This window comes from Streptomyces sp. NTD91 (genome assembly GCF_059510455.1).
The window spans coordinates 1-10918 of sequence record NZ_JCAJZW010000089.1; the positions used below are offsets into that span (position 1 = coordinate 1).

At 67.8% G+C, this 10918-nt stretch carries 14 protein-coding genes and 2 pseudogenes; 11 read left to right on the forward strand and 5 right to left on the reverse strand.

Translation table 11 applies throughout. The features are described 5' to 3' along the window. A partial coding sequence (locus AC5WRT_RS38265; protein ID WP_496098797.1) for an IS5 family transposase occupies positions 1-418 on the forward strand: 418 nt, incomplete at its 5' end. Positions 419-451: 33 nt separating this feature from the next. Here AC5WRT_RS38265 and AC5WRT_RS38270 read toward each other — a convergent pair. Beyond that, a complete protein-coding gene (locus AC5WRT_RS38270; RefSeq protein WP_496098798.1) occupies positions 452-1180 on the reverse strand; it encodes a DUF6193 family natural product biosynthesis protein in 729 nt (242 codons plus the stop codon). 704 nt (positions 1181-1884) lie between these two features. Between AC5WRT_RS38270 and AC5WRT_RS38275 the strand changes: the two genes are divergently transcribed. The 3 genes and pseudogenes from AC5WRT_RS38275 (at position 1885) to istB (ending at position 3399) form a co-directional block, all read left to right on the forward strand. Further along, positions 1885-2037: a hypothetical protein gene (locus AC5WRT_RS38275; RefSeq protein ID WP_496098799.1), complete on the forward strand. Its 153-nt coding sequence runs from the start codon at positions 1885-1887 to the stop codon at positions 2035-2037. A 54-nt stretch (positions 2038-2091) separates the two neighbouring features. Further along, positions 2092-2637 carry a Mu transposase domain-containing protein gene (locus AC5WRT_RS38280; protein WP_496098800.1) on the forward strand — a complete coding sequence of 182 codons (546 nt, stop codon included), beginning with the start codon at positions 2092-2094 and terminating at the stop codon, positions 2635-2637. Beyond that, positions 2634-3399, forward strand: a pseudogene (gene istB / locus AC5WRT_RS38285) (IS21-like element helper ATPase IstB). Before AC5WRT_RS38280 ends, istB begins: the two are co-directional and overlap by 4 nt. 14 nt (positions 3400-3413) lie before the next feature. Here istB and AC5WRT_RS38290 read toward each other — a convergent pair. Beyond that, positions 3414-3818 (reverse strand): YunG family protein, encoded by a 405-nt coding sequence (locus AC5WRT_RS38290; protein WP_496098810.1) that lies wholly within the window; start codon positions 3816-3818, stop codon positions 3414-3416. Positions 3819-4078: 260 nt separating this feature from the next. Here AC5WRT_RS38290 and AC5WRT_RS38295 point away from each other — a divergent pair, with 260 nt between their 5' ends. From AC5WRT_RS38295 to AC5WRT_RS38315, 5 genes and pseudogenes are all read left to right on the forward strand, one after another. Continuing rightward, positions 4079-4462 carry a transposase family protein gene (locus AC5WRT_RS38295; RefSeq protein WP_496098801.1) on the forward strand — a complete coding sequence of 128 codons (384 nt, stop codon included), beginning with the start codon at positions 4079-4081 and terminating at the stop codon, positions 4460-4462. Then, complete coding sequence (locus tag AC5WRT_RS38300; protein ID WP_496098802.1) at positions 4449-5600, forward strand: ISL3 family transposase; 1152 nt, start codon at positions 4449-4451, stop codon at positions 5598-5600. Before AC5WRT_RS38295 ends, AC5WRT_RS38300 begins: the two co-directional genes overlap by 14 nt. Positions 5601-5708: 108 nt before the next feature. After that, positions 5709-6086: a hypothetical protein gene (locus AC5WRT_RS38305; protein WP_496098803.1), complete on the forward strand. Its 378-nt coding sequence runs from the start codon at positions 5709-5711 to the stop codon at positions 6084-6086. 59 nt (positions 6087-6145) lie between these two features. Further along, positions 6146-6334 (forward strand): annotated as a pseudogene (locus AC5WRT_RS38310) (IS1182 family transposase); the annotation flags it as partial. A 34-nt stretch (positions 6335-6368) separates the two neighbouring features. Continuing rightward, the gene (locus AC5WRT_RS38315; RefSeq protein ID WP_496098804.1) at positions 6369-6707 is read left to right on the forward strand and encodes a transposase; all 339 of its coding nucleotides are present in this window, start codon (positions 6369-6371) and stop codon (positions 6705-6707) included. A 154-nt stretch (positions 6708-6861) separates the two neighbouring features. On the opposite strand, the gene AC5WRT_RS38320 is transcribed toward AC5WRT_RS38315, so the two are convergent. Next, positions 6862-7392, reverse strand: coding sequence for a hypothetical protein (locus AC5WRT_RS38320; protein WP_496098805.1), 531 nt, complete (start codon positions 7390-7392; stop codon positions 6862-6864). 138 nt (positions 7393-7530) lie between these two features. Beyond that, positions 7531-7842, reverse strand: coding sequence for a cupin domain-containing protein (locus AC5WRT_RS38325; protein WP_496101070.1), 312 nt, complete (start codon positions 7840-7842; stop codon positions 7531-7533). Positions 7843-7854: 12 nt separating this feature from the next. On the opposite strand from AC5WRT_RS38325, the gene AC5WRT_RS38330 reads away from it, so the two are divergent. Both AC5WRT_RS38330 and AC5WRT_RS38335 read left to right on the forward strand, forming a co-directional pair. Beyond that, on the forward strand, positions 7855-8763 hold the full coding sequence (locus AC5WRT_RS38330; protein WP_496101071.1) for a TetR/AcrR family transcriptional regulator: 909 nt from the start codon (positions 7855-7857) through the stop codon (positions 8761-8763). A 343-nt stretch (positions 8764-9106) separates the two neighbouring features. Further along, entirely contained in the window at positions 9107-9616 is a 510-nt protein-coding gene (locus AC5WRT_RS38335) for a GNAT family N-acetyltransferase (protein ID WP_496098808.1), read from the forward strand. A gap of 519 nt (positions 9617-10135) precedes the next feature. On the opposite strand, the gene AC5WRT_RS38340 is transcribed toward AC5WRT_RS38335, so the two are convergent. Next, positions 10136-10918: IS5 family transposase (locus AC5WRT_RS38340; protein WP_496098809.1), on the reverse strand; the 783-nt coding region annotated here is incomplete at its 5' end.

Sequence of the window (10918 nt, forward strand, 5' to 3'; positions counted from 1 at the left end):
CGGCTCGAAGATCCACTTGGTCACCGAGCGGGCGGGTCTGCCCCTGTCCGTCGGGATCTCGGGGGCGAACCTCCACGACAGTCAGGCTCTGATCCCGCTGGTGAAGGGCATACCGCCGATCCGCTCCCGCCGCGGCCGACGACGGCGCAAGCCGGGCAAGCTTCACGCCGACAAGGGATACGACTACGACCACCTGCGGCGATGGTTACGGCAGCGCGGGATCACCCACCGCATCGCCCGCAAGGGAATCGAGTCCTCGCAGCGGCTGGGCCGCCACCGGTGGGTCGTAGAGAGAACAGTGTCCCGGCTGGCCGGATGCCGTCGCCTGCACCGCCGTTATGAACGCAAGGCAGAGCACTTCCGCGCCTTCGTCGGCATAGCCGCCGCCCTCATCAGCTACCGCCGACTCACCAACTGAACCAGTCTCTTACCCGTTGAGGTGCCAACCTCGTCACAGGGCGTCGTCGGATCCGGCGACGGCTGGACCGAGCCCCACGGGAAGTTGGGCAACTGCCAGGGCTACAGCCTCGTCAGCCGTTTCGGCTTCGCCGATCGGGCCGCCGTCGTGAAGAAACTCCTGAACCCGATAGGGGCGGCCGTTGTACGCGGGGACGATAGCGACCTCCACCTTGGACGAATGGCCAATGCTGGCGCTGAAGCCCAGCGTCCAGTGGCTGGAGAACGCGGACAGCCGCCTGAGCCGCGGCTCGGCATGCGCTGCTTCCACGAGCAGGCCGAACTCTGGGAAACCACGCTCACCGGCTGCCTCTTCCCTCAACAGCCGCCATTGGAGGTCCACTGCCGCCGCTGGCCCGCGTTCATGCGCTCTCGCACGCTCGTCCGAGGATAGAAAGGAGAAGAGCTCGTGCAGTTCACTCAGCCTCCTGCCCTCCCCCCAGGCCATTGCCGCCAGTACGACGTCCCTGAGGCTTGTTGTCGCCCCGTTGATGAGCTCGACTCCTCGACTCCTGCCCCGCAGCAGGAACAGGCGTTTCTCCGCCCCGAGACCAACGGACAGAGGTCGACGGAACGGCACTGGCGGCGGGCTGACCGCTGAGACAGACGCGCCCCAGCCACCGGGCACCACGCTCACGTCTACGGCCAGTTCGACTGCCACGCGTTCCAGAGCGGTGGCCAAGCTGCCCGCAGCCACCAGATCGGGATAAAGGTCAGGGTTCACCTCAGCAGTGTGGCGCCTCGGGACCACGAAAAGAAACGGTGTCTAACTTGACTCTGTCGGGATCTTGGAGTTTCCCGGTGCGGCAGCAAGATCGACGGGCATGCTCGGGTAGTTTCGCCGACCGATACAGCTGTCGAGGTGCTCGTTGTCCCTTCGTCCCCGTTCCGGTGAGCAGGTTCCGTCTCTGACTGCGCAGGTTGCGCGGGCGAGCAACCCGGACGGCACGACAGCGATGTGGGTACGTGACCGCCTCGATGGGCTGTGGTGCGACGAGGACTTTGCCGACGGGTACCCACGAGACAGGCGTCCGGGTTTCTCACCTGTCGACGATCAAACAATTCCCCACGATCTGCATGATCGGCGTCAGCCAATTCCCTACCCCGTGCTCACGACTCCCCACCGGGACGCTGACCGTCGATGGTGCCGCTGACCACGCTCGAACTAGCCTAATGTTCCCTGTTTCGGGTGGTTTGCTCAGTTTTTCAATCTTCCTTGTGAATCGGTCTGGTTCCCCATGGGCATGCCGTGCCCGGGTTGAGGGGTCCTGACCTCTCGGAGCCGTCGAGGTCTCTCGACCTGCGAGCCGAGAGGCCGACGGACGCACCGGATGGCAAGGAGAACATTCACCGTGGTCGACATCGTCGAGATCTACGTGCACTGGTACGCGGGCCGGTCCAAGAGCCAGGTGTCCGCCTCACTGGGGGGTGGACCGCAAGACGATCAGGAAGTACCCGGCGCCGGCGGAGGCGGCCGGGATCACTCCTGGAGGGCCGCCGATGAGCGAGGCGGACTGGGCCAAGCTACTCAAGAGCTGGTTCCCGGAGCTGGCCAGCCGGAGGCTGAACCAGGTGCGGTGAGCAGAGATCGAGCCGCACCGGGACTACGTCAAGAGCCTGCTGGCCCTCTACTCGGTGCCCTGGAAGCTGATCGGACGCCGTGTCCATGTCCGCTCCACTGCTGTCACGGTGCAGGTCTTCCACGAGGGCGAGCTCGTCAAGACCCACGCCGCCCTGGAACAGGGCAAACGCACCGACAAGGACGACTACCCACCCGAGAAGATCGCCTTCCAGATGCGCACCCCGATCTGGTGCCGCGGCCAGGCATCCCAGGTCGGGGACGCCTGCCGGGAGGTGATCGACCAGCTCCTGGAGGTCAACGCCCTCTACCGGCTCCGCGCCGCCCAAGGGGTGCTCGGCCTGCGGAAGAAGTACGGCGACATCCGGCTGGAGGCCGCCTGCCGCAAAGCGATCGCGGTCGGCGACCCGTCCTACCGCACCGTCAAGGGCATCCTGGTTGCAGGCACCGAGACCGACCCGGAACCCGAGACCGGCGATGCCGGAGCCTCGGCCTTCCTACACGGGCCCGAGGGCCTGTTCGCCGTCACCGTCCCCACCCAGATCCCCAGCAGTGTCCACAACGACCAGGGCCGCGGTGACGCCGAGAAGGCTGCCCGGTGAGCGTGATGCCCACCGCTCTGCGCGATTCCCTCAAGACCCTGCGGCTGTCCGGGATGCTCGAAACCCTCGACGCCCGCCTCACCCAGGCCCAGAAAGGTGAACTCGGACACCTCGACTGCCTCCAGGTGCTCTGCCACGACGAGATCACCCGGCGTGAGTCCGTTGCGCTCGAACGCCGCCTGCGCAAAGCCAAGTTCGAGCAGCAGGCCACTTTGGAGGGCTTCGACTTCAACGCCTCCCCGAAACTGCCCGCCGCCCAGATCCGAGACCTCGCGGCCCTGCGCTGGCTCCACTCCGGCGAGTCCGTCATTCTGTTCGGGCCCGTCGGGGTCGGGAAGACACACGTCGCCCAGGCCCTCGGCCACCAGGCCGTCCGTCAGGGCGCCAACGTCCGCTTCACCAAGACCAGCCGCGTCCTCGCCGAGCTCGCCGGCGGTCACGCGGACCGCACCTGGGGCAAGCGGATGCGCGAACTCATCCGTCCCGACCTCCTCATCCTCGACGACTTCGCCATGCGCCAGCTGACCGCGGCCCAGGCCGACGACCTCTACGAACTCGTCTCCGAACGGCAAGGCCGGTCACTGATCATCACCAGCAACAGGGCGCCCAGCGACTGGTATCCCCCTCTTCCCCAATCCCGTCGTGGCCGAGTCCCTCCTCGACCGGCTGATCAACGCCAGCCACCAGGTCATCATGAACGGCCCCAGCTACCGACCCAACAAGCGCCCCAAGAACCCCGCCGACAAGCCCCCGATCAACTGACCAGGCGAGACGGCTCACGCACCCCCACGGTAATGTCGATCGAGCTCCTCCAGCACACGGCTGCGGAGGAGCTCGTACTCCTCACGAAGCCGACGCCACTCCGTCACGGGCGGCCGAGGGATGACAGTGCCGCCAGTGACGATCTCCTCCGGCCGGAACTGCTCTCGAGTGAGGTCGATCTCGACCCCCAGCCCCACGCGATTCCACCAGTGATAGTCCCTCCGCTGGCCGTTGACCTGGACCTCACCGCGGATCAGCTCGCCGCCAAGCAGGTCGTTGAGGACCATGGCTGTGACTCCGCACTGGCCCCGGGCCGGGTTGTCCGGGCTCCACCGTGACCGGAACTCCGGCGGACTCGTGTCAGCACCCCAGCTGCTGCGAACAGCACGCTCGATATCAGTAAGAAGCAATGGCGTCACGGTGAGCATCCTCGCAACGACCACTGACAACGGGACTGATCTGCACCCTCACGGTGGGCACCTGGGGAATTACGTGACGTTTGCCCCGGGAATTACGGGCTCTGTCGCTGATCTTGTGATCGGGCGGTCTCCGGGCGGCGCGGCTGTGATCATGATCCGCGTGTACTTCGCGGAGCTTCGAGGCGCTTCTTCCTCATCTGGCCGGTGTCGTGGTCGAGTTGGCCGAGCGGACGGGCGGCGGGATCACTCTGCATGCCCGTGTGCGTGCGGCCGATGGGCTCTGCCCGCACTGCGGCAGGCCCTCGGGGCGGGTGCACGGCCGGTATCTGCGACGGTTGTCGGACGCGGCGGTCAGTGGCGCCCGGGTGGTGATCGAGCTGCTGGTGCGCCGGTTCCGGTGCCTCAACGCCGCCTGCGCGGCCGTGACTTTCGTCGAACAGGTCGCCGGGCTGACCAGCCCGCACGCACGCTTCACCCCGCTGCTGCGCGGGATGCTGACCTCGATCGCGGTGGCGCTGGCCGGGCGGCCGGGGAGCCGGCTCGCGGCGGCTCTCGGGGTTCCGGTGGCGAAGGACCACGCTGTTACGCCTCCTGCGAGCCCTTCCCGAGGAGCCCATCGAGCCGGTCAGGGTGCTGGGTGTTGACGATTTCGCCATGCGCAAGGGGGACTCGTACTCGACACTCTTGGTAGACCTGGAACGGCGGCGCCCCATCGACGTACTGCCGGGACGTGAGGCCGAACCGCTGGCCGCATGGCTCGCCGACCACCCCGAGATAGAGATCATCGCCAGGGACCGCGGCGGAGCCTACGCCGAGGGCGCCCGCACCGGCGCCCCGCAGGCGACACAGATCGCCGACGGCTGGCACTTGTGGAAGAACCTCGGCGAAGCCGTCGAGAAGACCGTCGGCACCCATCACGCCTGCGTTCGCACGGTGTTCGCGAGTGCTCTGCCCGCCACGCCACCGCCCGGTGACGATATCTGGCAGCTGCCGCCGCCCGCCACCGCCTCCACGCTCGACGTCTGCGGGCGCGAGCGCCGCCTGGTGCCCCGGACGAAGGAACGGTACGCCGCTGTGCAGCAACTCTTGGCCGAGGGCAGCTCTCTGGAGGGAATCTGCCGCACCCTGGGGCTGGACCGGTCTACCGTGCGCCGCTTCGCCCGCGCCGCCAGCATCGACGAACTGCTCGTCAAGGCGGTGAACCGGGCGGGCATCCTCGACCCGTACACCGCCTACCTCCACCAGCGGTGGAACGACAGCTGCCGTGACAGCGCCCAACTTCACGAAGAAATACGCGCCTTGGGATTCCCGGGCAGCATCCAGACCACCCGCCGCTACCTCCGGCCCTTCAAGTCCACCACCGCCGCACCACCCACACCCCGCGTGGCCCCACGGCCCCGCCGCATCGTCAGATGGATCATGACCAAACCCGGCAACCTCCCCGACGAGGACGCCCTCGCGCTCAAGGAGATCCGTGCGGGCTGCCCCGAACTGGACGCGGTCACCGGGCACGTCCGCGACTTCGCCACGATGATGCGGGACCTGACCGGCAGCGAACTCCCCGCCTGGATGGAGCGCGTCGAACGCGACAACCTCCCCGCACTGCACTCCCTGGTCAACGGCCTGCGCCGGGACCAGGACGCCGTCATCGCCGGCCTGTCGAGCTCCTGGAGCTCGGGCCAGGTGGAGGGACAGAACACGAGAGTGAAACGGATCAAAAGGGACGGATACGGCCGGGCCAACTTCGACCTTCTCCGCACCCGCATCCTGCACCGATCCTGACCCGCCCGATCACAAGATCAGCGACAGAGCCGAATTACGTGACCGTCGACACTCCGGCACCGAGCAAACCGCACATCCGGTCCTCGTATCCAGGCCCTGCGCCAGATCATGGTGCAGAACTACCACCGTGACGCCGCAGGACATCTGTGCTGGCGCACCGCCGAGAAGGAAGGCGGGCCCGGACTGCCGCCCTCGTCCCGGGCGGCCGTCTCGCCCTACGACACCTCGGCCCGCTACGCACGGCACGGACACATCATCAGCGGGAAGGGGTTCACCGCCCACCTGACCGAGACCTGCGCTCCCGATGGCCCCAACGTGATCACCGACGTGGCCACCACCCGCGACAGCCAGGTCCTGCCCGGCATCCACACCCGCCTCTCCCGCCGCGGACTGCTGCCCACCACCTGGCCGACGCCGGCTACACCTCCCTGCCCCACCTGGAACAGGCCACCCGCGAACACCAGGTCACCGTCTCCGGGCCGCTGAAGAGCAACCCCACCCGCCAACACCGCCGAAATGAGGGCTTCGCCCGGGACGACTTCCGCATCGACTACGACCATCAGCAAGTCACATGCCCGCAGGGGCAGGTCAGCGCGGGCTGGCACGGCCCCTACCCGACCTCCTCGCCCACCGCGGCCCCGCTGATTGTGGCCAGCTTCACCAAGAGCCAGTGCCGCCCCTGCCCGGCCCGCACCCACTGCACCACCACCGCCGACAGCGCCCGCACCGTGGGATTTCCTCCACGAGAGCCCCGTTACCTGCAACTCCGTGTCCGCTCCGAGCAGCAGACGCCCGAGTGGAACACGCGTTACGCAGGTTCGCTCCGGAGCGGAGGGCACGGTCAACGAGTTTGCCCATGGCCATGGCATGCGACGCTGCCGCTACCGAGGGCAGGGAAAGGCCCACATCCAGCATGTCCTGACGGCCACCGCCGTCAACATCGAGCGCCTCAGCGGATTTGCCACCGGCCGAGGAAGCCCCCACGCCCCGCCGACCGACTGCCTTCCAGAGCTACCTAGACCAGCGCGCGTTACCTCGGCTGAAATCCTGGCGAACCCCGGGCGGTTGACCTCGCGAACCCCAAGATCCCCGAGAGAGTCAAGCTGAGTCACCGCGCTTACCGTAGCGCGCTGGACCGCATCATGGCCGCGCCGCGTTGCGCCACCGCAGGGTTCGGGCCCACCTGGGCCGGACCGGGTGCCTGCCAGTAGGCGGTGCGCCTCTGCTGCCCGGCGTCCAAGCGGAGGCGTTCTGGGCTCCGTTAAACGCTGGAAAGAGCTGCGATGAACGGCTCGCGGACGGCCGGATCGCACCAGGCTTCCTCCAGTGCCCGTTTGTCCGCATCCACACTGATGCCAGCGACGTGGTCGGTTCCGGGGCCGCAGGCCGGCGGCATTGAGCTGACACCGTCCCAGCAGGGCCCGGAAGGGAACGTCACATCGATGACGATCCGGCGGCCGCAGAGCCGGATCGTCAGGTAGCGGTGGACGTCCCACAGCCCGTCCGCAGGGACCGCCGCCGCAGCCCGGGAGCCGAAGCTCCGCTCGGCCTGCTCGGGCGTGCACCGGTAGACGCGGTGGACTAGGCGCGGATCTGTCTCTGGCCAGCGCTCAGCGAGCACCCCGGCCAGCAGGGCGTGCTTGGTGGAACACGTGCCGCGCCACTCGGCGAGCGCCCCTTCGACGCTCCGCACCACCGGTCGCCCGTAGGGCATCAGGTGCACCGCCTCGACGACATCGGCCATCGACGCGCTCTGCGCCAGCCCGCTCCGGCGCATGAACATCTCGAACACAGCCCTCCCTCATCATCTGCTCCTTGCACTCAAGTGCAAGGAGGAAGAGCGGCCGGCGCGCCGACAGCCGGCACACCGCGGCGCAACGAACTGCAGAAGAACACGAAACTGCCTGGGAGACTTGGACGGGCGCAGCCTCTAGTCCAAGGTCATCGTGCCGTGGGTGTAGCGCATGCCGTATTTCTCGCCGATCTCGTTGACCTTCTCCAGGTCCATGGCACCCTTGTCGGTCCTGACGGCGGGTCCGGCCTCGAAGAGATCCTCCATGAACTGGTCCCATCCGCCCGGTGTGGACACCTGCAACGCTCGCGCCGGGGGCTGGGAAGCATTACGCATGGCGTGCGGGACGCCGTGAGGCAACAGCGCGCACATGCCGGGTGTCAGTCGGTACGTCCACCCCTGGAAGTCGATCTCCATCTCGCCTTCCAGTACATAGACGAACTCGTCCATGATCTCGTGTACATGGGGCGGGACATCAACGTCGAGGCGGTTCTCCAGGACGGCGAGCCGACCTTCACTGTCAGTGGTGGCGACCTTGACACCGAACCCGGGCGGCAACGGGACCCGGGTCTGCCGGGTCTCTCCCGGCTGGAGCAGAACAAATCGGTCAGCGGACATGAGCGTTCCCTCCCTGTCGGCCACATGGTGCCGATTGGCGCCCTCACCCTACGCCCGAAGCGGAGAAAAATCTCCAGTTACCTGATGGGCGTCTACAATCGCCGCATGACCGCCGAGCCGTCCCTGCGTGCCGACGCCCGGCGCAACCGCGAGAGAATCCTTGCCGCTGCTCGCGAACTCTTCCGAGAGCAGGGCACCGCAGTGGCCCTCGACGACGTCGCGCGGCGCGCCGGTGTCGGGGCAGGCACCCTGTATCGCCGGTTCCCCGACCGCGACGCGCTGATCCGGCAGGTCATCGTCGACGGCTTCGAAATCTGCCTGGCAGCAGTGGAAGCGGCCCGCCTGGAACTGGCCGATCCGGCAGGGGCGTTGGAACAGCTGTTCCTGCGCGTGTTGGCACAGCGTGAACGCCTCGTGCTTCCGCTGATCGGCGGACCGGCCGTACGCGATCCACGGGTCCAGGAACTCCAGCACGCCATCCGCAACGGCGTCGAGGAAGTCCTTGCGGCCGCCCAGGCCGCCGGCGCCGTGCGCGACGACGTCACCACAGAGGACCTGATCACCGCGGCTGCCATGGCCTGCCGCCCCATGCCCCACCTGCCCGGCGCCGTAAGCGCTGCTCTCGCCGTCCGGCATGTGGCGGTCTACGTGCACGGACTGCGCCCCGAAGGCGCCCCACCCCTGCCGGCAACCGCGCCCTCACCCGAGAGCTTCGGCCAACACCTCGCCATGGAGCAACGCGAGGCACCCTGAAAAGGGTGATGCGCCGGAACCAGCGGGCCGACCACCGTCGCCGAGGAAGCCGCGATCGCGTGCGGGCCCTGAGAGGCGTTTATGCAGGTCAAACCCTGGGCGGAACGTTGCAGTTGGCCACGTACCTGACCCGAGCTGTCACGCCTGCTCGATCGTTATCGTCGAGCCACCCCGGCCAGGACTGCAACAGCTGTGGATCGTCGAAGAATCAAGCCTCCAACAGATCCTGATGGCTTCAAACTAGTACTCCAGCTGTAGATCGTGATGTGCCATGGTCTTGGGGCTGTCTGCCGCTGATGGAAACTCAGGTGGCCTCGGCGCGGGGTCCGGGTAGAGTCGCGCCGTGCCCGAGCTGAAGCAGTTGGATGCTGGTCATGCCCCGGCAGTCCTGGCCTTCGAGCTGGCGAACCGCGCCTACTTCGCTGCCTCGATCTCTGACCGGGGTGACGAGTTCTACGACCAGTTCGCCGACCGCCACAGCGCCATGCTGGCCGAGCAAGAGGCCGGCGGCTGCGCCTTCTACGTGCTGGTCGCCACGGACGGCTCGATTCTGGGCCGGTTCAACCTGTACGACTTCAAAGACGGCACTGCCAACCTCGGCTATCGGGTCGCGCAGCATGTCGCCGGCCGCGGCGTTGCGACCGCGACCGTCCGGGAGTTGTGCCAGCTGGCGGCGGCACGGCACGGGCTGCGCGCACTGCGCGCAGCCACCTCCCACGGCAATGCCGCGTCCCAGAGGGTGCTGACCAAGGCCGGGTTCGTCCCGGTCGGCCCGGCAGACCCGGCCGACCTCGGTGGTAAGCCGGGGACCTGGTATCAGTGCGTTGTGGCAAAGGAAGCCCCTGTTCGATGAGCAGGGGCTTCTTCGTGTGTGGGGCATGACCGCGACGGTGTAGGGGCAGGCAGGGGACGGCTTGTTGTGGATCGAGGAGGGTGCGATGCCGTCGGTGCTGGGGTTGATGGAACAGCGTGAGGCGCGGGCGAGGCAGGATCTGGAGTCCTGGACGGAGGTCCTGGAGCAGGCTCAGGCGGAGGTGGATGCCGCACGGGAGCGAGTCGAGCGGGCCCGGGTGGGGCGTGAGGAGCTCGTGTCGGTGCTGGCCGAGGAGAGTCCGGTGAGTACGCCGGTTTCCGTGCCGTCTGATGGTGAGATGGCTGCCGCTGTGGGATCGGGCGGCTTGGGCGCGGGACATGGCGAGAGGCCGCCGGTGTGGCGGTCGGGCATGGGCGAGGGGGTGCTCAGCGGCCTGTATCGGGAGGTGTTCGCCGCTGCGGTGGCTGCTTCGGGGCCGGTGAACGGGGTGGAGCTGACGCGGGCGGTGGGCCGGGAAACGGAGATCAAGAACGAGGTGGAGAAGATCCGTCACCGTGCCTACGTGCTGGAGAAGCGGGGCTGGCTGGTGCGGGCGAAGGACGGACGGTTCACGCCCGCGCCTTCAGTAGTCGGCCGGAGCGCTTCTCCGGCCAGCGCGGAGCGTCCCCGGCCAGGCGCCGGGACAGCCTGATCACGGCGGCCCACCACACCATCTGGGCGTGGTGGTCGGGGCGGCGTTCGTGGTCGCGGTTGAGGCGGCGTGAAGCGGGAGAGCCAGCTCAGCGTGCGCTCCACCACCCACCTGCGGGCCAATACGACAAATCCGCGCCGCCCGTCCAAGCGGCGCACGACCTCGACGCGCACTCCGCGACGGGCGAACGCCTTCGCCAGTGCGGGGCCCTGGTAGGCGCTGTCGACCCACACCAGCTTCAGCAAGCGGCCCGGCTGGTCCATGAACGTCTCCAGCAGCGCGGGGGCGGCCTTGGAGTCGTGCACATCGGCCGTGGTCACGGTCACCTCCAGGAGCAGGCCCTCGGTATCGGTCAGGATGTGGCGCTTGCGCCCGTCACGTGACTTGCCGCCGTCGTATCCGCGACTGTCCTCGCCGACAGTCTCGGAGGCGTCCACCGACTGGCTGTCGATGACTCCCGCACTGGGCTCGGCGCTGCGGCCTCTTTGCTCCCTCGCCGCGCGGCGCAGGCGTTCGTACAGCTCACGCACGTAGTCATAGGTCCGCCAGCGGCGGAAGAAGTCATAGACCGCCCGCCAGTACGGGAAGTCGACCGGCAGGGCCATCCACCTCACGCCGTTGTCGACCAGGTAGCGCACCGCGTCGAGCAT

Excerpts from the sequence above, each read along its gene's own strand:
- AC5WRT_RS38325 (WP_496101070.1), bottom strand. The coding sequence starts at position 7,842 with ATGGACGAGTTCGTCTATGTACTGGAAGGCGAGATGGAGATCGACTTC.
- AC5WRT_RS38305 (WP_496098803.1), top strand. The coding sequence starts at position 5,709 with ATGGTGCAGAACTACCACCGTGACGCCGCAGGACATCTGTGCTGGCGC.
- AC5WRT_RS38330 (WP_496101071.1), top strand. The coding sequence starts at position 7,855 with ATGGGGCGGGACATCAACGTCGAGGCGGTTCTCCAGGACGGCGAGCCG.